The 22,400-nt window shown below is 52.8% G+C and carries 27 protein-coding genes; all 27 read right to left on the bottom strand.

The genetic code is table 11. From position 1 onward, the window contains the following. Nucleotides 1–13: 13 nt before the first annotated feature. The 27 genes from A6M21_RS12050 to A6M21_RS11920 all read right to left on the bottom strand — a co-directional run bounded on the left by A6M21_RS12050 (nucleotide 14) and on the right by A6M21_RS11920 (nucleotide 21,919). A complete protein-coding gene (locus tag A6M21_RS12050) occupies nucleotides 14–346 on the bottom strand; it encodes a hypothetical protein (RefSeq protein WP_066669144.1) in 333 nt (110 codons plus the stop codon). Beyond that, nucleotides 346–645 carry a hypothetical protein gene (locus A6M21_RS12045; protein ID WP_066669141.1) on the bottom strand — a complete coding sequence of 100 codons (300 nt, stop codon included), beginning with the start codon at nucleotides 643–645 and terminating at the stop codon, nucleotides 346–348. Before A6M21_RS12045 ends, A6M21_RS12050 begins: the two co-directional genes overlap by 1 nt. Beyond that, on the bottom strand, nucleotides 642–1,310 hold the full coding sequence (locus A6M21_RS12040; protein WP_066669139.1) for a putative phage tail protein: 669 nt from the start codon (nucleotides 1,308–1,310) through the stop codon (nucleotides 642–644). The genes A6M21_RS12045 and A6M21_RS12040 overlap by 4 nt, the downstream gene beginning before the upstream one ends. After that, nucleotides 1,307–2,419, bottom strand: a complete 1,113-nt coding sequence (locus A6M21_RS12035; RefSeq protein WP_066669138.1) for a baseplate J/gp47 family protein — start codon at nucleotides 2,417–2,419, stop codon at nucleotides 1,307–1,309. Before A6M21_RS12035 ends, A6M21_RS12040 begins: the two co-directional genes overlap by 4 nt. After that, nucleotides 2,420–2,872: a DUF2634 domain-containing protein gene (locus tag A6M21_RS12030; RefSeq protein ID WP_066669137.1), complete on the bottom strand. Its 453-nt coding sequence runs from the start codon at nucleotides 2,870–2,872 to the stop codon at nucleotides 2,420–2,422. Beyond that, nucleotides 2,873–3,310 carry a DUF2577 family protein gene (locus A6M21_RS12025; RefSeq protein ID WP_066669136.1) on the bottom strand — a complete coding sequence of 146 codons (438 nt, stop codon included), beginning with the start codon at nucleotides 3,308–3,310 and terminating at the stop codon, nucleotides 2,873–2,875. It abuts the gene before it with no gap. Next, a complete protein-coding gene (locus A6M21_RS12020; protein ID WP_242868837.1) occupies nucleotides 3,291–4,082 on the bottom strand; it encodes an XkdQ/YqbQ family protein in 792 nt (263 codons plus the stop codon). The genes A6M21_RS12025 and A6M21_RS12020 overlap by 20 nt, the downstream gene beginning before the upstream one ends. Nucleotides 4,083–4,285: 203 nt before the next feature. After that, nucleotides 4,286–4,930 carry a LysM peptidoglycan-binding domain-containing protein gene (locus A6M21_RS12015; protein ID WP_066669194.1) on the bottom strand — a complete coding sequence of 215 codons (645 nt, stop codon included), beginning with the start codon at nucleotides 4,928–4,930 and terminating at the stop codon, nucleotides 4,286–4,288. A 32-nt stretch (nucleotides 4,931–4,962) separates the two neighbouring features. Further along, nucleotides 4,963–5,787 (bottom strand): hypothetical protein, encoded by an 825-nt coding sequence (locus A6M21_RS12010; protein ID WP_066669135.1) that lies wholly within the window; start codon nucleotides 5,785–5,787, stop codon nucleotides 4,963–4,965. A 60-nt stretch (nucleotides 5,788–5,847) separates the two neighbouring features. Beyond that, nucleotides 5,848–8,622: a tape measure protein gene (locus A6M21_RS12005; RefSeq protein WP_066669134.1), complete on the bottom strand. Its 2,775-nt coding sequence runs from the start codon at nucleotides 8,620–8,622 to the stop codon at nucleotides 5,848–5,850. Between the two features lie 187 nt (nucleotides 8,623–8,809). Further along, the gene (locus A6M21_RS11995) at nucleotides 8,810–9,217 is read right to left on the bottom strand and encodes a phage tail assembly chaperone (protein ID WP_201721888.1); all 408 of its coding nucleotides are present in this window, start codon (nucleotides 9,215–9,217) and stop codon (nucleotides 8,810–8,812) included. A gap of 14 nt (nucleotides 9,218–9,231) precedes the next feature. Further along, on the bottom strand, nucleotides 9,232–9,672 hold the full coding sequence (locus A6M21_RS11990; protein WP_066669130.1) for a phage tail tube protein: 441 nt from the start codon (nucleotides 9,670–9,672) through the stop codon (nucleotides 9,232–9,234). A gap of 13 nt (nucleotides 9,673–9,685) precedes the next feature. Further along, complete coding sequence (locus tag A6M21_RS11985) at nucleotides 9,686–11,134, bottom strand: phage tail sheath family protein (protein ID WP_066669128.1); 1,449 nt, start codon at nucleotides 11,132–11,134, stop codon at nucleotides 9,686–9,688. Next, on the bottom strand, nucleotides 11,135–11,344 hold the full coding sequence (locus tag A6M21_RS11980; RefSeq protein ID WP_242868836.1) for a YqzN/YkzM domain-containing protein: 210 nt from the start codon (nucleotides 11,342–11,344) through the stop codon (nucleotides 11,135–11,137). Between the two features lie 15 nt (nucleotides 11,345–11,359). Further along, complete coding sequence (locus A6M21_RS11975; protein ID WP_066669126.1) at nucleotides 11,360–11,869, bottom strand: hypothetical protein; 510 nt, start codon at nucleotides 11,867–11,869, stop codon at nucleotides 11,360–11,362. Continuing rightward, a complete protein-coding gene (locus A6M21_RS11970; RefSeq protein WP_066669124.1) occupies nucleotides 11,866–12,339 on the bottom strand; it encodes an HK97 gp10 family phage protein in 474 nt (157 codons plus the stop codon). Before A6M21_RS11970 ends, A6M21_RS11975 begins: the two co-directional genes overlap by 4 nt. Beyond that, entirely contained in the window at nucleotides 12,339–12,971 is a 633-nt protein-coding gene (locus A6M21_RS11965; protein WP_066669123.1) for a head-tail connector protein, read from the bottom strand. Before A6M21_RS11965 ends, A6M21_RS11970 begins: the two co-directional genes overlap by 1 nt. Nucleotides 12,972–12,976: 5 nt before the next feature. Further along, nucleotides 12,977–13,201, bottom strand: a complete 225-nt coding sequence (locus A6M21_RS11960) for a hypothetical protein (RefSeq protein ID WP_066669121.1) — start codon at nucleotides 13,199–13,201, stop codon at nucleotides 12,977–12,979. After that, nucleotides 13,201–13,599 (bottom strand): hypothetical protein, encoded by a 399-nt coding sequence (locus A6M21_RS11955; RefSeq protein ID WP_066669119.1) that lies wholly within the window; start codon nucleotides 13,597–13,599, stop codon nucleotides 13,201–13,203. The genes A6M21_RS11960 and A6M21_RS11955 overlap by 1 nt, the downstream gene beginning before the upstream one ends. 17 nt (nucleotides 13,600–13,616) lie before the next feature. Next, nucleotides 13,617–14,756: a phage major capsid protein gene (locus A6M21_RS11950; RefSeq protein ID WP_066669117.1), complete on the bottom strand. Its 1,140-nt coding sequence runs from the start codon at nucleotides 14,754–14,756 to the stop codon at nucleotides 13,617–13,619. A gap of 15 nt (nucleotides 14,757–14,771) precedes the next feature. After that, a complete protein-coding gene (locus A6M21_RS11945; RefSeq protein WP_066669111.1) occupies nucleotides 14,772–16,061 on the bottom strand; it encodes an HK97 family phage prohead protease in 1,290 nt (429 codons plus the stop codon). Nucleotides 16,062–16,073: 12 nt separating this feature from the next. Then, on the bottom strand, nucleotides 16,074–18,137 hold the full coding sequence (locus A6M21_RS11940; RefSeq protein WP_066669109.1) for a phage portal protein: 2,064 nt from the start codon (nucleotides 18,135–18,137) through the stop codon (nucleotides 16,074–16,076). Beyond that, complete coding sequence (terL, locus tag A6M21_RS11935; RefSeq protein WP_078060611.1) at nucleotides 18,124–19,599, bottom strand: phage terminase large subunit; 1,476 nt, start codon at nucleotides 19,597–19,599, stop codon at nucleotides 18,124–18,126. The genes A6M21_RS11940 and terL overlap by 14 nt, the downstream gene beginning before the upstream one ends. Continuing rightward, a complete protein-coding gene (locus A6M21_RS11930; protein WP_066669107.1) occupies nucleotides 19,499–20,056 on the bottom strand; it encodes a hypothetical protein in 558 nt (185 codons plus the stop codon). Before A6M21_RS11930 ends, terL begins: the two co-directional genes overlap by 101 nt. Next, nucleotides 20,040–20,810: a DNA-methyltransferase gene (locus A6M21_RS18455; protein ID WP_151191924.1), complete on the bottom strand. Its 771-nt coding sequence runs from the start codon at nucleotides 20,808–20,810 to the stop codon at nucleotides 20,040–20,042. Before A6M21_RS18455 ends, A6M21_RS11930 begins: the two co-directional genes overlap by 17 nt. Continuing rightward, nucleotides 20,797–21,390 carry a ParB N-terminal domain-containing protein gene (locus A6M21_RS18450; RefSeq protein ID WP_151191923.1) on the bottom strand — a complete coding sequence of 198 codons (594 nt, stop codon included), beginning with the start codon at nucleotides 21,388–21,390 and terminating at the stop codon, nucleotides 20,797–20,799. Before A6M21_RS18450 ends, A6M21_RS18455 begins: the two co-directional genes overlap by 14 nt. Next, nucleotides 21,356–21,919 carry a sigma factor-like helix-turn-helix DNA-binding protein gene (locus A6M21_RS11920; RefSeq protein WP_066669105.1) on the bottom strand — a complete coding sequence of 188 codons (564 nt, stop codon included), beginning with the start codon at nucleotides 21,917–21,919 and terminating at the stop codon, nucleotides 21,356–21,358. The genes A6M21_RS18450 and A6M21_RS11920 overlap by 35 nt, the downstream gene beginning before the upstream one ends. Nucleotides 21,920–22,400 lie beyond the last annotated feature (481 nt).

The following is a 22,400-nucleotide window of genomic DNA, read 5'->3' as shown; positions in this document are numbered from 1 at the left end:
ATCCCCTTATCCTTCACGGCAACACAACCTTCTTGTTGGCCGCATCGTAGGCCCCGGAAATAATATTGATATCGCTTGTATCCCTAAAGGTAATCCAGTACATATTAGCTGCTAGGCCGTATGTTCTGGCATGGCCGTCAAACTCATATCGCATTCGCATGTCCAGTGCATCTGTCATCAAGGAATGTGTGCGAGCCAGGGAAACCTCCGAGGCTTCGTGTGCCTCTGCAATTCCGCGCTCCATGTTATTTAGCTTGGTTGCGCTGACCGGTGTCCCTTGCTGAATTACTTCGCCGGTCACCGGGTCAACAATGTGGTCCAACCATTCTGTCGGAATATATGGCATTAGCTTTCTACCTCCTGTATGCTGACTTCAAAAGCAACTAGCAGCCCTTGGGCCGCATCTTTTGTAATGCTGTCCGGCTTGGTTAGAATAACGTTTCCTTCTTCGTCAAGGATCTGAAAGTCGGAAAAAGTGCCTATATCCTCGTCAGTCAAGTAGAGATATACCTTGACCGCATTACCGCTGTACTCTTTGCGAAAAATAGGAACGGTTACTTGCTGACCGTCCTTGATATAGGCTCCTTGAGCCAAAAGCGTAGAAACCTTGTTTGCGATTTGTGTCATTCCATATTGTGATATCATACCGGCTCACCTCCTGCATAAAACGTGCCGCACAATTGATATGGAACCGTGCCGTAATATAACTGGGGCCTGACTCCGACCCATAACCGTAGCAAGCGGCCGCTCCACCGTTCGTCATCGCTGGCGTTGAAAGTGCCGCATAAACGATATGGAAAAAGAAATTGCTTGGGAGTGCATGTTGCAAACAGCAAGGTGCTTTTCCCACCCCAGGCTCGATATTGCGAAACTAAATGAGCAGGCATTATCTCGTTGACCATTGCAATTAAATCCTTAATAAGTACATGGCCAACTGGAAAATCAATATAAACCAGATACTCGCTATAGTGCTGCGTTAGCGATACCTGGCCTTCAGCAAATGGTTGTATGATGTTCTGAATGTCTTGGCTGCGCCCAGAAGGGTTGCTTCTTATCTTTGCCAACACCCTGGCTCTGCGATTTTCAAGCGGTTCCTGTTCGTTAACAGGCAGACCGCACATTTCCTCCCAGTACCGAAGTCCCCAGGTTGCAGTAGATGCGGAGAACTGGGCCTCGATGTCGTTCATTATGGCGTCCAGGTTATCCAGCTCAATGCCCTTAGCCTCTATGTGGGCCCGAAAGACCCGGCTGGTCTGATAATATCTGGGCGAATTATTCATCATTTCTTTGCCGTGGGTAGAAGTGATCACGTCAAGTTCACCGCCCCTTTAACCGCTTTAGCATCTTCGGCGATTGTTACATTGCTCGTTCCTCCATTTACCAATAGGTTGGAGTAATCCGCAACGCCATGGGTCTCAAATATTGCATTGGCGATGGCTGCATAGCGCACATCTTCACCAATTTTTAATCCTTTGATTAAGGTATCGATAGCAGCCTCTACTTCAGCTCGAACGGATGCCGGGTCATAGCCCGCAGCATAGGACAGGGTAGCGCTAACATCTATAGTCACCGTTGTCGGCGCTGTCACCGTTACACTTGCACCTATTGGTGCGCGGCCTTCGCCAGTTCCTGGGGCAGGTGAAATATAGTTCTGCACCTGCTCGACCAGGGCCGAATTTGCGGGTGCGCCAGTGCTGTCGACAATAACTACCTTCACCGTTCCTGGACCATCCCAAAGTGGAATGCATATCGCATCGCCGACCCCAGGGACCTCCTTAGCCCACCGGATATAATCATTTTTATTTCCTGCTCCCGGTGACCGTTGGACCTGTTCAAGATAGCGAGCAATCAGTGCCTCATCGCTTTCCTCCGATGCGCCGCCGCTGGTGGCCTGGAGATTAGTCACTGCCGTCACGCCTGCGATAGGGACCACAAGCTGATTAATTGCTCCCGCTGGGACATTCCCCTCTGGACCTGGTTCGACCGCTTCAATGTCCACCAATGTCGTTCCGTCAGCCCCGATGGTGACCTGGGCGGTTGAAATAAACTCTACAGCTGCCGTTCCCGTAACTAGGTCAGCGGTAGTTGAAAACACAGTACCCGCCGGAATGACCGTGGCCGGTGTACCTGTAACCTGCACTTGGCCTGTTGCTTTGACCGCCGGTTTTCGTGTTATCCCACGGTCGGCAACCCGGGCATCCACATACTCACCATAACTAAACTGGATAAATGCCCGCTTTAGGATCTCCCTGGCCTCCATCTTCATCTGGACAATTTCCGCCGCAACTGGCGCCAAAGCATCCCAAAGATATGAGCCTTCCGACACATCCAGGTCTGACGGCAAACGTGCGATCATCCTGGCCATAATCTGTTCTTCAGTCTCATCCTGAAGAAAATCGGGTAGCACAATGTCAGCCAATTACCTCACCCCCTGCACTTGGCCGGAGACTTGCACCTGCTCACCTTGAGCCGTCGTGACCTTGCATGTGAAATAAACGGTGTCCTCCTGCCAATCAAATGTAAAATCCCCTACGGAGGCCGTGCGTGGGTCAACCATAAGCGCTTCGGTAACCATCCGCTTAATCTCGCTTTCGTTCCATGCCCGGGTAAGATTGCGACGCAAAAGGTCCTCAAATTCCTGGCCATAATTCCTTGAATAAATGGGATGGCGATACCGTGGCGTAAGCAGGGTCTTATGTGCCCACTGGCGATAGGCTTCAGCACCATCTGTTTCCACCACCTTGCCGGTAGGGGATAAGACAAAATCCCCTTTATCGAAGTCAAAAATAAAAGACCTGCCAAACTTCACCTGGCTGGTCTGTGTTTCCTCCGGAGTCAGTGTCAGCTGTTCAATTGGAAAAAGAGAAGGCATTTAGCTCACCACCTTGCACAACACCACGAAATCCTGCCCTCCGTTCACCGGGAGGACCAGCACCCGGTCGCCAGGCTTAAGCCCCGCTTTCAGGTTGAGGTGGACCTTTACCGTGGCGGCCGGATCGCCCATGCCTTGCACATTGAAATCCAGCCTCGTGAGGCTTGAATATTGGGTGCTTCCTGGGACATCGCTGCCGTCTGGGTTGACCGGGGCCGCTGTTTTTATCACCCGCGAGGTCTGTGGAAGTTCGATTTTTAACTCCCAGTCAGCAATAAGATAATCCTTAATCTCATGACGGAAGCGGTCCAGTTTCAGGGCCATGGTTTGGGTGATGGTGCCCAGTTCTGCCGGCAGGGTAGAGGCGACACGACCGGCGTGGCCAACGGCCCGCTGTTCGATAAGCCACGCGAGTTCCTTATAAGGGTCCCTTGGCATAGTACCGCCTCCTTATGTAGCTTTCCGCTGCCAATTCTAAAGTCATGTGCCCAGGACTTCCAAGATTATGCCGAACCGAGGCGACCAGGAGGTCCATGCCGTTGAGTTGGATCTTGTCGCCAGCGCGAATAGTGTTAATGTCCAATGCTGTGACTGTGATGGTTTCCTGGATGCCCGCCAGCATTTCTCTGGCTGCCTGCTTTGCAGCTGCGGCAGTGGTGATTTTCGGGTCCTGGATCACTCGCTGGAGAGTACCATACTTGGCAGTTTCGCCTTTTTCCAACGCGAGGACAGGTGAACGGCCTTCCTCTGGTGCAGCTCCAAGGACCTTCACCTGCGTGACGGCCCCTTCCAAGCTGCGGCGCTGGTTGATTTCTTCAACGCTCTGGTCAGCCTCCAGGACCCACACTGTCCGGTTGCTCCCCAGCGGCACCAGGTCCAGGGTGGAGCCTACCATTCTGGGCCGGAACATACCGCCGCCTTTGCCCACAGTCTCACGCAAATCCGCGAGCAGCATGTTGTAGATGGGTTGTGCTCGGTAAATCGCCTTTGCAAGTGCAACACTGGTATCGGCTATCTGGCCCAATGGGATGCCCCAGTCTACTGCATAGCGTTTCAGCCTTTGGGTAGCCGTCTGGCCTGCCGGGAATAGATATTCATCCTCACTTCGGGCCATATAGATGCTTCGGTCATACACGGTGGCCGTAAGGTGCTTTTGCCCTCGAGTGACCGAGTCACATTCCCATATCACTCCGTCCAGCAATACCACCATAGAACTACCGCCGAAAGGCACACCGCTCACGCGCATGGCCTGACCCGGTGCAATGCCTGGAAAATCGGGAGTAATTGCTATCACAACTGTGGCCCTCGCTGCTATCTCGTCCAGACTTTCCTCGATTGCAATACTCTCTACAATCTCCCTCAGCGACCATTTATCTGCAAGGACTACATCGTAAGTTATTAGGCCAGGTGTAATCATGCAGGCATCACCAACCTCTGGCCCGGATAGATAAGGTTAGGATTAGGACCTATGACTCTCTTATTGTTCGCATAAATGTCCTGCCACCTTGAACCGTTACCAAGCTGGAGTTTTGCTATTTTCCAGAGACTATCACCAGGCTTGACCACGTAGACCTTCGGAATCGGCTTGGTGTCCGGCCTCGGCCTGGTCTGTGCGGACTGCGTGGCCACCTGCACATTGGTAACGCTTCTAACCTTAACATCACGCCACTGTCGCATGGCCAGCTCGAAGTAGATATCCCCAGGCTCTCCCCCTACATAACGATGCGCGACACGAGTAATGAGAACCAGCACGTTGACTGATGTCTCTGTAATCAATAACCGGACCGGTTTCCCGGCTGTGCGCCAAGCGTTAAGACGGCCTAATGCCGTTTCGGGGGTAGGAATACTTGCATATTGACAATAACTCGGGTCGTAATCCCGAGGGAAAAACGAACTAAAAGAAATCCCCGTCAGCTCGTCGCCTACGGGGAAATCAACATCGCCGATGTTGATAATTGAAACCGTCTCAATTTTCTTTGCTCCCTCGACCGTTACCTCCGGTGGGTTAACCGGAAAATGAAGGTCTTGGCCGTCGGGAGACAGGAGGTAGAAATCCATAAGCATCACTCCGATTATTAAGAAGCCAGCGCTCACTTCGTTTTAATGAGCTTAATATAAACCCAGCTTACCTTTGATGCCCTTCCCTCGCTCACGGCTTTCCAATCTTCACTGTTCACCCTGATTTCATATTCCCTCAATGGTGAACCGTAATCCACGTATGAAAATAACCTTTGAGTTGGAGTAGCGCTATTTCCGATAACAGAATCCTTATTGAATCCTAAGTCATACAATAGCTGTATGACATCATCTGGCATATCAGAGGCCGAATAACCATTACTATCCTGGAACTTGTATTCTTTAAGTGGAGTAATATCCATGGATATAGGTTTATCCATAAAAAGCGTTATTTCCAACTCAAAGCCAGGCAGGGTATACTTAATTAACTTCTTATCCGCGCTTTCCGTCTTTTCTGCTGTTGGCCTTCCCAAGAGTTGGACAATGCCTTTATAATCCTTCTGTAAAAGCTCCGGTACATTTGGAGGTCTCTCCTTCTGCACCTTTGCTGAGGGCTTGTCAGTAGTCGTTTCTTTTGCCGCCTTTTCAGGCTTAGGAAGTTGGCCCACCGCTTGGTCGTTATTGGCATGTTCAACAGAAAGAGAAGGGGATGAGGCAGGGATAGTTTTAACCTCTTTCTCATCCCTGGCCGCATGCTGTCCATGTTCGTAGCCCTTCTCTGCAGGCGACCATCCCATGGCCAACCCCACCACAAATAGGGCCACTGACAATGCCCCGACCAACCGCAACCGCCTACTGGACCATCCTCGCTTAAAAACCACTTTTAGAACCAGCATGATCAGTGCTACTGCAGCCCCTACCATGCCCAAAAACATAAGAAATCCTGCAAATGCAAGCATGTAGCACACCTCCATATGTTAATTATGCTACATTTTCGCCATTTGAGCAGGAAAATCCTACTAACCGGGCAAGTTGTAGAAAATGGCCTTTAATTTCGCCGCGATGACGGCTGCGATTTGGTCAGCAGCTTGCTCAAGGTCGTCTCGCCCTTGAACCGTAATCTGCCCAACCAGCCCGGCAAGGTCAAAGTTCAGGTTGACCGTAGGCGCACTTATGCCTCCACCAGCTACAGCCACCGGAGCCGTAAACCCACCGAATTCGAACTGCTGCACGCCCAACCTGCGTCCGGTTTCCCTCCACAGCTCCAGAGCCCGCGGTCGTAAACGAGCAGAGAGGGGAATGACCGCCTCTGGGCCAGCTTCAGCTACCAGACCCAGATGGGGCCTGGTTAGGATGCCACCCAGTGCGTGGGCTGTTACGGGTTCCTTGGCAGCTTGCCGTCCTGCTTCGAACCCCTCTACCAGACGTTTGCCCAGGCTCTTGGCCGCTTCGACACCGGCCATAGCTTTATCGATAATCCACTGACCAGCAGCGCCTATGCGTTCCTTGGCCCAGTTAAATCCGCCTACTATGGCTTCAGGAATAGCTTTACCTAGCGACAAAAAGGCATCTTTCACACTTTCTATGGCAGCAGACACCCTACCAGGTATGCTTTCGACAAAACCAGCAATTTGGTCAGGTAGTCCCATAATCCATTGAATAGCGCTGTCTTTTGCCTGCTGGGACCACTCGCTGAATACTCCAGGAAGTTGGCTCAGTTTTTCGACTGCGTAACCCGCAATATATCCGATGTGTTCAGCAACCTCCCCAGGCAATTCTTTAATCCACGAAATTGCCTTTTCTTTCAGGGAGCTAAAATCAACCATATCCAGCATGCCGGAGAGCCGCTGCATTATAGCCTCGCCGCCAAAGGCACCGAGTATGCCACCGCCCAGGCCGCCTATAGCTCCACCGATAGCCGTCCCTATGCCTGGCCCAAAGAATGTTCCAATGGCAGCTCCTGCCTTTGCTCCAAGAGATGCTCCAGCCAATCCGCCGGCAATACGGCCGCCGACTTTCATGCCTGTCTGCAGCCGTTCCTCCGGGCGAGCTAAAGCAACTTCGGCCGCTCCAGTGGCAAGCGTAATGGGTAGGGCCCACCTTGAAAGGAAGTCCCCAACCTTTCCAAACTGGCCGATATAGCGCAAAGGCGCCCAGCCGCCACCAACAGTCTTTGCAGCCGTTCCCGGTATTCTAAACGCTTCAACTGTCGGGCCACCTGGTAAGAATCCGCGGTAATGGAATACCTGTTCTGGCGTTCCAGGGATTACTGTCCGTTTGAGCGGCTCAAGCGCCCGCTTGCTGGCCGGATTGACAAACAGGTCACGGAGGATCTGGCCAATGTTTATGCCTTTGGTTGCCGCCGTTGCCGTTGCCGCTGTCTCTGCCGCTGCACCAGCTGATGCTGCAGCTACCCCTGCGCCTGCACCACCGCCCAGGGCGGTGATAGCCCTTTTCCCAATGCCGCCTATCCACTTACCAGCACGGAATACCGGCCCCAAAAGGGCGCTACCTGCACTTATCGCGAGCACGTCTGCCAGCGCTGCGCTGCCGATATTCTCAGCAGTCGGTTTCCTAATGGCTTCAATGTTTAACTTGCCTAGGCCTTTGAGCGCTTCAGTGACACCCATCTTAATGCCTGAGAACAGGAATCCGCCGATCTCCCGTCCGACAGCAACGATTTTGTCACGTCCACCGGAATCAAGCCAATCTTTGATGCCAGCCGAGATGTCGTCGATGATAAACTTCACCTTGCCCCAGAAGTCCATCTTTTGGAACTTTGGGTCATCCAGGATACGTCCCAGGCGGGCAAAGGCACGCTCAAAAAAGCTAAACACTTGCTCGGCACCTTCGCGCCCAAATCTGACCAGGGATGTTTTCCACCGCTCCACAGTGTCCTCATTTTTGCCAAACCACTCTGTAACTCTATCAAGGCGTGGTTTCATGGATTCGAGGATACCGATACCAGCCTGGCGGAAAAAGGTCTTAACCGTATCCGTGATGGTGGACAGTCGGCCAAGGGCTGTCTGACTTAACTTCTCGGCACCGCCAGCGAAACGCCGCTCGGCTTCCTCCAAAAAACCGACGAATCCACCCAGTTTTTTATATTCCTCCTGGGTCATCTTCATTTGGAATTCCTTTAGGCGCTCGAACTCACCCATCTGAGCGTCGGCCAGGGCTTCCATAGCATCCTGGACCGTCTTGCCTGGAGTAAGGCCGGCCATATCTGCCGCCAGTTTAACCATTCGTTCGGCCATTTTTACGTCGCCTTCACTGATACCGATGGCCCTGGTCATGGAAGGGAAAAGATCCTGCATCTCGAAGGGTGTAGCCGCAGCAAATCGTTCAAGCCAGCCGGTGACCTCACGGGCTAAGTCCTTGTTACCTTTCAGCCAGTGCTCCATGCTCACCGCCTGGGTTTCCCATATCATAGCTGCACCTGCTGTTGCGTCCCACAACTTACCTGCTCCCAGGGCACCCAATGCTACCGCGGCCATTCCTTGAAGGGAGAACAGGCTGTTTTTAATTCGACCGATTACCCCACTGGCTATATCCCGGGCCCGGATGGTCATATTCCAAGTCCGTGATGAAAGAGAGTGTAGACCGGACCCTATGCGAACAATTGTATGACTTGCCCTGTCAATGAGGCGAACGGTGGGGCTGACTATCACCCGATCAAGCCGTTTTGTCCTATTCTCGACCTTGCGGGCAGCGCTGTCAATCTTGTTTAATGCTGCAGTCATACGATCATGAAGCTGCAAGACTAAGCTAATCCGGTAATTGCTTTCAGCCATTCCGTTCACCTCCCTTGCCTCAGGGTATCGAGCGCTTTCTCGCGCTGGCGCTCTTCCTCAAGAACAATTTGTGTGCTTGCCAGCATGAACAGTTGAGCGCCCCGCGGTTTTGCCCAAAATTCATCAGGCGGGAGGCCCGTGCGCTGAAAAATCTGGTGCACCAGGTGGGCTAACCCGCCCGATTTAATTAGTTTTTTACCTCTTCCAGCTCCTCGTTGAAGCCGGAGATATCCAACACAGCATCACCCAAAGCAGCCAGCTCACCGGCCAACAAAATCCGCTTCACAACTTCCTCCGCGCCGCTGGCATTGTACTTCTCGAGAAGGCGGGGGTGGTCCCACTTAGGTGATACCGTGGCCGCAGCAATTAGCCGGCAATTGAACTGTTCCTCATCCAGGGTCTCGATGGTTTGGCCCCGTTTATTGGTGCGATGAGTGCACTGCTCGCGAATTTGAAATACTGCCTTACCGGTTAAACCTCGGATGGTTACTGGAATGCCCAGGCGCTCTATTTTGACTGTCCTTTCCGGCACCCGGTCCGCATCCAACAGGCGTTCCAGGATTTCTTCTTCAGTCATGGGTTTATTGGTATCCACGATTTACCCCTCCTTTAACTCTGGACTATCGGGTCGAGAAGCTCGTAGTCCTCGAATGTAAAGGGCCATTCCTCATTGACCGTCTCGCCAGCTGTCCAGTTAGCCAGTTGGATACGGTCGAACATGACGTATTTCAGCCTGATACGCTCGTATCCGTAGGCTTCCGGGTCGGCCAGCTTGCTGATGATTTCAACCCTTACTGCTGGATTGGCGCTGTCTGCCATTGGTGTGTTAAGCTGAATCAACTCGCTTGTGACCTTGAAACCGGAAATAGTGCCCGTGCCATTTAGCCCGGTAACTTTACGTTTGGTCCAGCGGTTGCCGGATATTTTAAGCTCGGCCTTTTGTATTTCGACGTTGGCCTCTAAATGATTGAAGTTGCTCAACCATTTACCATCCATCCAAACCTCACCATAAGTGCCGTTGATTACGCGACTAACGTCCAGTTCAGGCATCTATGCCACCTCCTTAGTGCACCACAAATGTCCCGAATATTTTTTCCATGCTGTCCACAATCCTGGCGTCCCATTTGATGTATACCTCATCAGGAGCAGACAGGGCGGGATGATAATCCGGGTCAAGGTAGACCGAGAAGTCTTTCTCGATGAGCCCGCCATTGACCAGGGTCTCCATATACTGCTTGCAGGCGCTGATTAAAGCCACCTTGCCGTCATCGTTGTTATTTACTTTACCGATATAGTTGTCCTGGGCCGTCTTGAGCAGGTCATCATTGATTGCATCCATGACTCTGATGGCCCGGATCTTCTTCCACTGGTTGTTCTGGCCCTGGCGGAGGGAGGTCAGTGTATTGATGCCCTGTTCTACGATCACCTTCTCGCCGTCGTGGACCAGCAACAGCGTTCCTGCCTGTAGCCCTGCCACAACCTGATTATGGGTCAGCCTTGGGGTAACATCATCGAAAGGCGTGACGGCATAGGTCAGGCTTTCGCTCAATGCCTGGCCTGCAGCCTTCCCAGCCACCCAGCATGCTACTTGAGCGCTGGAATAGGTGACGCCGTCCATGATGCCACTTACACCGACATTAATCACGCCCTCGTAATTAAAGCCTGTGGAGCGGCTATTTGCGGTAGCTGGTGTCTGGTCATCAGTTACAGAGCCGCCCATAACAGCGACCACACCCTTGCCCTCGCTACGAAGGCGCTCAATCCATGCCTTGACCGAGGTCTGAAGGCTGGCATCAGTAGCACCGTCGAGGGCAAAGAAGTTAAAGCGCCTGGTCTCAAAAGCGGACATAGCATCCACATAGTCGGTGTTCGCGATGCTGCCCACCCCGGCGTTACCGCCTGTAAATGCCTGGCTGGTCACGTTAGCGATGGTGTTATTTCCATCGGCTACCTTAGTGGCGGTTATCCACTTGTTGTTTGCATCATTATTGATGGCCGCGACCGCATTATCCACCACACCAGCGCCCTTGACAAAGGTAAATACGTAAAGCTGCTTGGTATCTTCATAGAGCACGATATCCTGCTTGTTGGTTGGGTCTACAGCGTTATCCCTTACCGTGACCTTGAACGGTCTAGCGGTCTCGTACTTCGTCGTCAAGGTCAGGACGTCGGCTGGAGTCGCCGCTGTATCCTTCAGAGTGATGGATGCTTTTGCCGCAGCACTATCTACTAGTCTATACCCCAGGACAGTCTTTGCTCCGCCCAAAAGGGCTAACTTGATGGAATTATAGGCAGTGAAACCGCCATCCACATCCGCTCCGTAGGTGTCAATCAAACTTTTTTCATCAGTGATCTCAACAATCTGTTTGGCCGGTCCCCAGTTAGCCTTGACAGGGATGGCCACAATGCCCCGCGCTCCGGGTTGGATAGCAGCCAGAGCAGCGGCCACAAAATTCATGTAAAAGCCAGGTCTGACTTTCGCTTCCGTTGGGCTCCAAGTTCCGCCTGCCATTTAGCTCACCTTCCTTTTCAAAAAGTCCTCGATGGCCTTCTTGACTTCGACCACCGTTAGTTCTTCGGCATTATTGCCGTGCAAAGCACCAATGACCACCTCCGGCATAACCCCGAAGATGGCCTGCGAATTTGCTATAAGCTCCGCTCGCGGGTATGTGCTCGCGACCGGGGCGTTCACTTCTTCCACTTTGTCTTTGTCCTTAGGCACTGTTATTCACCTCCATTAACGTATCTGACCCGCACTGGTGACTTTTTGCATAAGCGTGCCTTCGGTGGGCTGGCCAGGGGCATATGCCGTCTGAATATCCATCTGCAGCTCACCCCAAAACACCACGCCAACATCCAGAGGTGTCCGACCGTACTCGACCGACGTAATGGTCAGGTCTTTCACAGTTCCAGACAGGGTTCTGTCGGTTGCCAGGGCATCATAACAAGCGCCCACCAAGGCCACACCGTCCTGAAATCCCCGGACCAGCTCCACATCCCCGTGAGCTGTTCCGCGTACCGTCCGAATAACTGATACCACTACAGTCAGGGTGTGTTCCTCGAGGAACCTGGTCCCGCGCTTAATTACGTCCTTATCCAGCATTACATATGCGGCAGGCATCCTGCCTACATCCAATTTCCCTGGCTCTGTGATGGCCACCGTTTTTAATTCCTGGACCGTCTGCAGTCGTGCTACCAGTGCGTCAAGCGTTCCCTCTACCATAGCCTGATAACTGGGGTAGCTCATTCAGTTGACACCCCTTTCATATATTCCCTGATGGCGCTGACGGCAATTTTATCCTGCTGTTGGGCCAGCCATTCAGCTGTCCGACTGATTACTTTGCGGCCACCAGGGTGTCTAACCCACTTTGCGTAAGCGGCTAAACCCCGCTTCCTGAGGCGGCGCCAACCTTGTGCATCGTCTGAAGCAGGTCTAGTCTTTTTTGACCCCTTGCCGGGATAAACCACCCATGCCAGGGCCCGCGCTTGCTTAACCCTGATGATGTATGGCTCGGCATCGCTCAAAATATAGGGAGCATACTCGACATTAGAGCCAATCTGGATTTCATCGCCCACCCGAACATAACCGATGCTGGAACGCAAGCGGCCCCTGTCCACTGGTGTAAGCAGCTTCATCTTGCGCTCCCCGGCCTTGGCGAATTGCAGCAAAAGGTATTCCGGCAGGCCATCTAGTTTGTTCAAGTCCTTAAACTGCATCACACCACCACCAGTCTGCGATGCCTATCCAGCACCTGGCGAAGGCGAGGAGGGATATCCTGCTGGTAGGTAGTCTGGTAGTCAGCTTGTGCCCTGGTGACCTTGCCGGCCGCTTCTTCCTGGCGCTGGTTGAATTTCAGGGCTACCAACTCAATACATGCATCCTCCAAATCGTAAGGCAATGTGCGTATGATAGGGGGAGATGCCTGCAGATCCTCGTCCTTGGGTAAAACATAGCCTGCCTCGTATAACACTCGAATGTTCCGAGTGGAGCCAACCGGGTCACCAACAAGACCGGTAAAATATGCTCCGGCTGGCCATAAAGCCAATCGATAGAGCATTCCTTCTTCCTTGTAAACCTGGTAGTCCGTTATTCGGGCCCCGTTTGCTTCCACCAATGTAACGGCCTGCACAGGATATTGGTTCAGGCCGAGTAACTGCCGCCCGTTGCCGCGATACAGCTCATCATAAACCCCGCGCTCAAAATGTCGGTTGCAATATCCCTCTATTGCCTCCGAGGCTGCGTTAATCATGCGCTCCAAAAGGGTGTCGTACTGGTTATCATCAATCTCAATTTTTAGGAAATCCTTGACCGCCGCAAGTGTGGTCAAGGCATGCACAGAAAGCGCCATTCACATCACTTCTTTCTGACCTGACCGCCTTTGATAGCCTTATCAGCAGGCGGGGCCTTTGGAGCTCTTGCCTGTACGTCGGTTTTCACATCATCGGCCTCCTTGTTTAAACGATCCACATGCTGCCAGCGGTCGAAATCCTCCCCTGCATTGAATTCGTCTCCGCTGGTATAAAGCCGGCCGCCATAGTAAAGCGACCGGCTCGGTTTAACTTTTACTTTTACCAGCATTAGACCGGCTCCACCCGGTTCTTGCCCAGGGCAATATCCGTAGCCAACTGAATAGTGGGAGCAGTACCCCCGGTGAAGGCTACGGTGGCCACCGCCCGGATGTAGCGTCGCAGGGGAGATAGGTTGATGCCCAGTTCCTTATAGGTGTCTCCTGCAGTTATTTGCTCGACAGCCAGTCCTTCCACATCGGCCCATGTGGTCCCGTCGGCGCTATCCTGGACCTTCACATCTACTGTCTGAGCGGTAGGAGCTCCAGTGACGGCTCCCACGGACACAATCAATGCTGCATCCTCAAAACCCAGGCGGTCAATGGCCAGGCCGTTGATGGTCCCGGCAGCAGCCGTCTGAGGCCGGATAGCAGGTTGGAACTTGATGCCCTGATGTAGTCTTAAGCTCACCTTAATCCCTCCTTGCCTTAAGCGGTATAAACATCGGTCAGCACGATAAAGGCCTTTGGTTGCCTTGCTCCGAAGTCATGCCGCTCAATAGCACGGATGATGGTCTGGTCAAGCGAGTAGGCGGAAACCAGGTTGCCACCAACCACATAAGCAGCCTCGGTCGATGCATCTACAGCAATCCTCATATTCTCGCCGATCATGAACTCTGCCCAGTCCCCGAAGAAAACATCTGTAGTTTTGTTGGCGTCGTTTGCCACCGGAATCTGGTTGCTGACCTGATATGGATATCCAAGGAGCTTGCCCTGGTTCATTTCCTCACGGAACAGATACTGGCCAGTGGCAGTTTTGAGATTGTAAATCTTGCTCCACATAATCCCGTTGAAAATCCAGCCTGGACGCAGGAAAGCCACGTTTGCCTGCATGAGAGTACCAACTACGGATGCCAGGATATCGCCATCGATGGCGGCTCCAACGGAACGAATTTCAACGTCCGGCGTATTCTTCAGCCCGAGAGGCTCGTCACCAGTTCCGGTTCCATAGAGGGCCGCCCAGTCACCCTTGAGAGCTAAAGCGGTAATTATATCATCACGGACGAATTGGTCCGCCTGGGTGCTGGCATCGCGAATAAGGTCATTGCTAATGGGCACCAGGGCAGCCAGCTTTTTAGCAGACAGCTTCAGGTTGCCGAATGCCGGCTGGCTCACTTGGATATTGGTATTCTCGCCGATGTAGCTGGCCATGCTCGCGGCGGTCTGACGCGGCATGTTCATAACGTTTCCACTCATGGGTACAACGCGGGCGCCAATTTTGCGGATAACTGCCTGTGCCTGGAGCAAAGGAATAATCTCCTGGCTAAACCCTTCAGGCACCAGGTAACCGCCGTCAGAGGGGGTGCCTTCGCCCAAGGCCTTAATCAACACAGGGTCATCATACATGGTTTTAGCAATTTTGGCCGCACGCTCTACATCGTTCTTGGCAAGAGCCATAACCTTTGCAAAGCGGGCCAATCTGATACCCGGTTCCAACTCTTTGGGTTGTGTTTGCTGTTGTCCATTACCATCCAGCAAGTGGGCATATTTCCGCTGAGTCTCCAACACAGGAGCCAGCTCTGCTTGCACAGTCTCTTTCATAAGGGCTTTCAATTCCTCTAAAGTCATGGTTTACATCTCCTTTCAAAAAATGTTGACTTTCCCGCGAACACGGTCCAATTCTTCCTTGACCACGTTTTTCAGCAGATCTTTCAGCATCTCGGGTTCGATATTTAGTTCCTGGTCATCGGCTTTGGCCGCCGCAGGTAGCTGTATAGCATCCAGGTCAATCACCACAGGTGCACTGTCCTGGGGCTTTGATAATACGTCTTTAAGGTGCTTAGCAATCTCGCCGGCTACTGTCTCAGCAAGGCCGGCCTGGTCAACAACCTGGTCCGCCGCAACCCTTACAAAAATACCTTTAGGCTCGTCGTCCTGGCCCTCGCCAGCCTCGGCCAGCACCTCGTTAATCAAGTCCCGGGCTTGGGTAAGTCGGTCCTTATTTTTAGTGCTCAATACCGCCCCGGCTTTCTGGCCAGGTTCCGCTTGGGCCTTCGGCTTGCCTTCAGCATAAACTGAGATAATTTCATCGGTGCTGCGAAATTCCGGTGGCTCTTTATCAAACTCCGCGTAATGCTTTGCTAGGTGGTTATATACCGCCTTGCGGTCGCCGTCAGGAATATCTACTCCGCCGCGGGCACCCAACAGGGAGGACATGGCAGCGACAACCCCACGCCACACCACCGCATGGTTACCGGATGCCTTATGATGGGGTAATTTATAAGCACCTTTGTTCTCGGCATTTTCACTATCTACCCAAGCACACATTACCTTAAGGTCATCCACGTCGGCAGCTGCTACCTCGGCAGCGCCGTCCCAATTCTCATCTTCTGGAGCCTTTGGCGTCCCATCAGGATGCGCCTGCCCATAACTGATGACCCCTTTCTCCAAGGCTTCCTCAATGGCCGCTACCTTCAGGCCTTTGGCTTTTGCCTCGCTAATAAGAGCAGTGGGGTTAGATGGCACCGGCACAATGCTCCACTCGAGCAGCTCCCATTCATAAATTCGGTGGCCCCAGGAATTGTCGCCTATCGGCTCATATTTAAGCGGGATAAACCCTACAGATGCTGCCTTAAGGAACCCTGCCTGGCACAGCTGTTTGACTTCCTGTCCCATCTGGGTGGGCGCAAATTCTACTTCAGCCACCACTGCGTCGGCTGTCACGGAAACAGATTTGCTTCTGCCGATGGGAAGGCTTCTATAGTCATGAGCAAACAGCACAACAGGGTTTTTCATGTAGTTGTCAAGGCGGCAACCGCTGGGTTCCAAAATATCCTCGTCTCTATCCTGTGTTCTGGTGCTAATCGTAAAAACTAAAGTGTCTTTGTCGCCTTGCTTGATGCTGATTGGTAACGCTTTAAGTTTTAGGTCCACGTTATCACCTCCTCAATCCTCTACGCCTTCAATGACCGGTAACAGTGCACACCTGCAGTTGATGACCTCCCCGGGCGGTCCAGGCGCCCCAGGATACATCAAACCGTTTGAAAACGGCTGGTCGATAGGCCTCACCTCCCGGTCAATGGAGATATGGCTGTCCCGCACCCTGGAATCGCGGGTGGCCAGCCATTCTTTTTGCTCCACCCGGCCAGCTCGGTAGGTCTCAAAGGTGCCAATGCTTACAGCGTTGTGCGTCTCTGTTCTGGCAATGGTCTCGGCCCGGACCACTTTTGCCTGGCGGAATACCTCCGAAACCCTATCCCGTAGCTTTGCAACGCCATCCCCCTGGGCTATGCCTTCGGCCAGGGTTTGGGCGAGTGCCCGCTTGGTAGTCTCGGTAATGTCTTTAACCTTCTCGGCACCGTTGGTCTCCATCCACTGAACCACCCTGGGATTAATTAGCTCGTAACTAACCGGAAGGTCAAAGATATCCTGAACAGCCTGCCAGCCATCCCGGGCGGATGCATCCCAAAACTGCCGCAGCAAATCCAGCAGTGCTTGATATTGCTCCTGCCAATTAGCTAACAACTGCAGAAGATTATCCACATCCTTATACACAGCCTTTGCCTTTTCTCCCAGCAGTTCCTCAAGGTTGCGGGTAATTTCGTCCTGCTGGGCTTGAAAATACCGCTTCAGGGCCCGCTGCAGGTTGCTCTCTTGGCTTCTGGCTGCTTTATCGAACATCCACCAAATAGCGGTTTTCTGCTCGGGCGTCAGCCCTCTGGTCATTTTCCCTTTGAGTCTGCCCTTTACCTGTTTGACTTGCGTGGGCACCGACCCAATAGGCACATATATGACATCGCCGCCTTCTTCCAGGCGGTCAAAGCCGTTGCGCTCGCGCCATTCATTCACTGTAAGGGCGCCTTGCTTGAGGCCGTCATTAGCCTGCTGCAGGCGGAATTCTTTATTTGCTGGTACTGGGTCCTCAAACTCAAAAATCAACTTATCGTCGAATTGAGGCACCAAGAAAACCTGTATATGCTCCTGGATGAGGTCCAGGCATGGCTTTAAGACATTGGCCGCATAGATGTAATAAGCTGCATCGATAGTGGCCCTGTTAGAGTTTTCAATTACCCCCATCAGTTCAGGTGGAATCATGAAGTGCTGCATGGCCGTATCACGGATATACCGTCTGGACTCCACGAAATCCATTTCCTTCTGGCCTTTGCCCAGTTCGTGGATTTTTGCCTCCCAGGGCAGAATGGCCGGTTTGTGTGCGTTCCAATAACCGGCATATCGCTCCATCCATTCTTCCTTGATGCGCTCCGCCTGTTCCTTCTGAATGTTTGGCGCTTCAAATACCACAGGTGGAGTAGCATTATTCCAGAAAAACCTTTTTGCCCACTTCGCCATGTACTCATCGGTCTCAACCTCATCGCCAATGCCTTCTGCCGACCCCAGGCCCCGACCGTATGGGTTCACCGGGTCTGGTTCGACCAGCATAATGATGTCCTCTGCAGGCACCATGAGCTGGGTCCCGTTGCGAAAATCCACTCGATAATAAGGCCGGTTCGATGCCGGCGTCTCAATCACCCAGTAGGGTGGAAGAGGCCACAGTTCTGTTGGGCTTCCCAGCCCGTTCCGCTCCTGGAGCCAAAATGCCTCACCCCGCAAGCTCAAGTAAACCTGAGTAAGGTACATGAAGGCATTCCCGGTCATGCGGGGATTTGGCCTGTTCAATAGCTTAATCAAGGGATGGTCTTGCAGTTCCACTTTCTCTTTGCCCTGCTGGGCGTAGAGATGCCACTGGGCGGCCGCCACGTCTTTTGCGATTTTGTAAACCGGCCGTAGACGCGGGTTTTTCCCATACATCTCCAGCCACTGTTTGGAGTTACGCTTAGGCGGTTCACCCCACCGGGCCTGTATGGCCTCCCATACTTGCGACAAAAACGTTCCCGGAGCCTTACTACCCATCATTACTTGAAAACCCGCTCCGACCAGTCCGAGGCCAGCGCGGATGGATTGAATTCTATCTTTCACCCCATAAGCAACACCCGCTTTAGTAAATCTCATATTGTGGCCCTGCCGCCACCTGTTGAGCAGCATAGGCCGTTATGTCAACCTGGTCATCGTGCTCACCATTCGGGAAGGCGAGCAACTCGCTCTCATAATCATCCAGCCATGGCGCACCCTCCAGGAAGTAAATCATTCCTGCTTCCATCCTGGCTGCAGCCGGTAGTGCCCTGGTCACCTTGTCGCTGTCAGCTTTCAGTTCCCGGATTGGGAGGCCTTCCCGAAGTAGCATCTGATAGAGGGTGAGGCCCATGTTCTTTGTCTCCACCCCTTGGAAGGAGGGGGAATAACGCCGATAACCCTCTCTAAACAGCCGCGGCTGGTCTGGGCCCTCCAACCGCTCTCGAATAATGTCCAGGAGTAACAGCTCCCGATCTGGTGTGACCGCCCATGTGCCCAGGACAAAATAGTCTGCTGTTGTCTTGGTGGACCCGGCTGGGTCGCAAGTTTGAAACACCCAGCAGGCATTTTTCGGGACCCGTTTGTCTCCTTCGGGGCGGTGAAGGGTGTACCACTCGGCGTCAACCTGGAAGTAGCGGAAGTTTGTCCGTTTGAATAGACCGCCCTCCGCAGGCATTGGCCGCTGCTGGTAAAGTGCTGCCCAAACAAAACTGCCGACAGCCTTCTCGGTTTCCTTGGCCCACGTAGCGTCGAATCCATATTCTGGCCATAGCGGTTCCCCTGGCTGGCGGCCAAGTGGGTCGTTTTCTTCTGCTACAGCAGGCAGGCGTAGAACCTCCCACTGCTCACCGCCATTTTTGGCTTCTTTCAATAATCTTCCGGCCAGGTCATCCTCGTGCCACCTAGTCAAAACCAGGATGATCGCGCCCTGGGGTGCCAACCGTGTCCGCAACACAGTGCGATACCAGTTCCACACTGCTTCCCTGTAGGTCTTGGAATTAGCTTCCTCCCAGTTTTTAATCGGGTCATCAATAATCGCCACATGGGCACCGCGTCCAGTAATGGGGCCACCAATACCTGCTGCAGTCAATCCTCCGCGATGTCCTTTAATTTCCCAACGACCAACGGCTGAACTGCGAGGAGAGAGCTCTAGCCCCCACAAAACAGGCCCCATCCGCTCAAAGGTATCCCGGGCGATGCGGCTAAAATCAAATGTCAAATCGGCGCCATAAGAAGTCAGGATAACCTCTTTGTCAGGGTTTCTTCCAAGAAACCATGCGGGGAACTTTTTGGAGACCACCTCTGATTTACCATGGCGAGGCGGCATCTCCACAATAAGGCGTTTGATTTCGCCGCGCTCGATGGCCTCCAATTTCTCGCACAAAAGGTTTAGATGGTTCGCCGGCTTCCATTCGCCAGCGCTCTCATACTCCAGGAAAAACGAGAGACTATCTCTGGCGTCAGCTTCCCATATCGCGATTAACTCCTTTTCGGTAAAGCCTTCTAGCGATCTCTCTGGCTTCAGGGTCCTCGAGGATGCGCTGGGCAAGATCGTACTCATGTCGCTGTGTCACCTGCCCTTGCACCTCCTGCTTCACGTTCTCGGTCGGTTCGCCCCGGGCCAGGCGCTCCACCTTGACGGCAATGTCAAACCACTTGGCAAGGTCGGAAGGGGAAAGCTCGTCTGGTTCCAATGTCTTGAGCCGTTCCACAACTTTCTGCTGAAATAACATAGCCTCTTTGATGTGGCGTTCTGCCATCTCGGCCCTGGCTTTTTCCTGTGCTTCCCGGGCCCTGCGGTCAAGTTCGGCGTCCCAGGCCGCCGCCCGAGCTACCCATGACCATTTCTCACTCCAGCGCTTCATCAATGCCAGGGATTTGGACAACTGTTGGGCGACTTTTTGTAGACTACGGGCGGCCCCCATGTCCCGGTATATGGCAAAAGCCTGGAAAGCCTGACGGCTTTCTCCTTTTTGGCGTTCCCACGGCTCCTGGTGAACATCATGCGGCCGGGTCATGGACCAGCACCGCCTTCTCGCCAGTCAACTCCTCCCAGCGCTGGACGATGACGTCACAATATTTCTCGTCCAGCTCCATCATGTAGCAGGTCCGGCCTGTTTTTTCTGCTGCAATCAGGGTGGTGCCCGAACCACCAAAGAAGTCAACGACCACCTGGCCGTATTTAGAGGAGTTCTTTATTGCCCTTTCAACCAGTGCAACTGGTTTCTGCGTCGGGTGAACATATTTGACTTCCCGACTGAAATCCCAAATCGTGGTTAGAGCTGGGTCGTCTATCTCAATGTTAGTGACCGCCGGCACCTCGGCAAAATAGGTTTTCTCCCCATCAAAGAACTTGAGTACTATGCCGTCTTTGATCTTTTCAACCTGGAATGACGGGTCGTTCTCATTCCAAACCGTGGTCTGGCGGCGGTTGCCGTAAAAGTTGATAGGCTTCCCAGCCTTGCCCGCGTATAAAATTGGCTCATGGCGCCACTTGTAATTTGCGAACCCAAATGATGCTACTGTTTTAACCCAAATAATCTGCGCTCTGACCTCCAAACCCGCCTTGTTCATGGCCTGCTCAAAGGCAATATGCTCCCTGGATGCATAGCAGACGTAGAAGGCGGCCCGGTCGCTGGTAACGAGTGCATAATTGGCAAAGGCTCGCTCCAGCAGCTCCCTGAATTGCTCCGGAGATAAGCTGTCATTCTTGATGCTTTTGCCTTTGCTGTCTTTATAAGCCACGTTATAGGGAGGGTCAGTGAATACCATATCCGCAACGCCCCCCCCCCATGAGTTTTTTAACGTCCTCGAAGGAGGTGGCGTCACCGCACATTAACCGATGCCGGCCCAGGGCATATATCACACCTTTTTTAGTTACCGGTTCCGCTATTGCCTCGGCCGCTGCGTCAGCGTCAAATTCATCTGGGTCGGCTTTCTTCTCAACGTGAAACTGGATCATCAGGTCCTCAATTTCAGCCTCGGTAAAACCGGTAAGCTCGATATCAAAATCCCCAGTATCTAATTCCTCCAGAAGGTCCTTCAATTTCTCGTTATCCCAATCGCCCGAGATTTTGTTCAGGGCAATATTGAGGGCGCGTTCACGTTGGTCGTCCAAATCTACGACGGACACTTCAACTTCTCGCACGCCTTGTTCTATTAAAACTTTAAGGCGTTGGTGGCCTCCAACAAGGTTCCCTGTGCGCTTATTCCAGACAAGTGGTTCTACAAAACCGAACTCCTGGATGGACCGGCGCAGTTTCTCATATTCCGGCTCTCCCGGTTTCAGGTCTTTTCTAGGGTTATAGGGAGCTGGGTTAATTTGCTCTACCGGTATCCTCTTGATTTCCATCCCTGAACACCTCCTCTCGGGTTGTAGAGGCAGCAGCAATTTCCCTCTCACCTTTATGTTTCTGCTGTATGGCACAGCGTTTAGATATTTTGACTTTTGCCCGTTCTACATAGCTTTGAACCGTCGCACGCTTCACGCCCATGATTTCCGCAGCCTCTTTATATGAAAGGCCCTCGCCAACTACCATCAGATATGCCTCCTTTTCCTGGGGGCTTAATATGTCTAGTGCAGCGAGGATTTTCCGTCGCACCTGCTCAACAGGTAGCAACGGGGATGGGGGTGGTGATGAAAACCAGACCAACACTTTCTGGGGGTCAACAGGGACAGCACGCCGATAAGGTCCGGTGCTTTGCAGCGGTGGATACCCGGTCACCATGTATTCGATAGTCCACTCCAGGTCTTTCTCCATCCCATAAAGTGTTTTTAAGTCTGCTTCCCAGCCATTTGCTTTAGCCCGTCGAATAAGCTTTCGCACCCTGGCCAGTGACTCGCAATATTCATCCAGCAGGTCACGTAAGCCCTCGTGCACGTTTTCACCCCCTCGAAATCAACTAAAAAAGGCCGACACCACTGGCACACTACCAGCAGCATCGGCCTCCCGATATACGGGTCAGCCATGCGTTATTTGGCTGTTGTTGCTTTTTTCCTTTCTGGTTGTCACCCATCCATCCTGGACCTCAACCCGGACCAGTTTCCCGTCCTGTATCACGAATGTGACCTTACCATGGGTGACGCCGTCCATTCTCTCTGGCCTGGACTTGGCCTCTGCGACAATTTGTTCACTTACCCGCATGGCTTCACTCCTTCCACTCAGTAATCCAAACCTCTGTCCTTGGTGCCTGCCTATCCACCATGAATTCTGGTTGTGGTAGGCGAAGGACCCCGGCATTATCGTCCGAAATAATTCCAGCCTTCCGTAGGCCATCTAAAATAAACTTTCCTGCATAATTATCTGGGTCCCGACGCCTACGGTCCCTAAAGTAATAGACCAAGCGGACCTCGGCCCGCTC

The organism is Desulfotomaculum copahuensis, assembly GCF_001655685.1.
Classification (GTDB): domain Bacteria; phylum Bacillota; class Desulfotomaculia; order Desulfotomaculales; family Desulfovirgulaceae; genus Desulfotomaculum_G; species Desulfotomaculum_G copahuensis.
The sequence above is the reverse complement of the archived record's forward strand: the minus strand, read 5'-3'. Positions and strand labels throughout refer to the sequence as shown.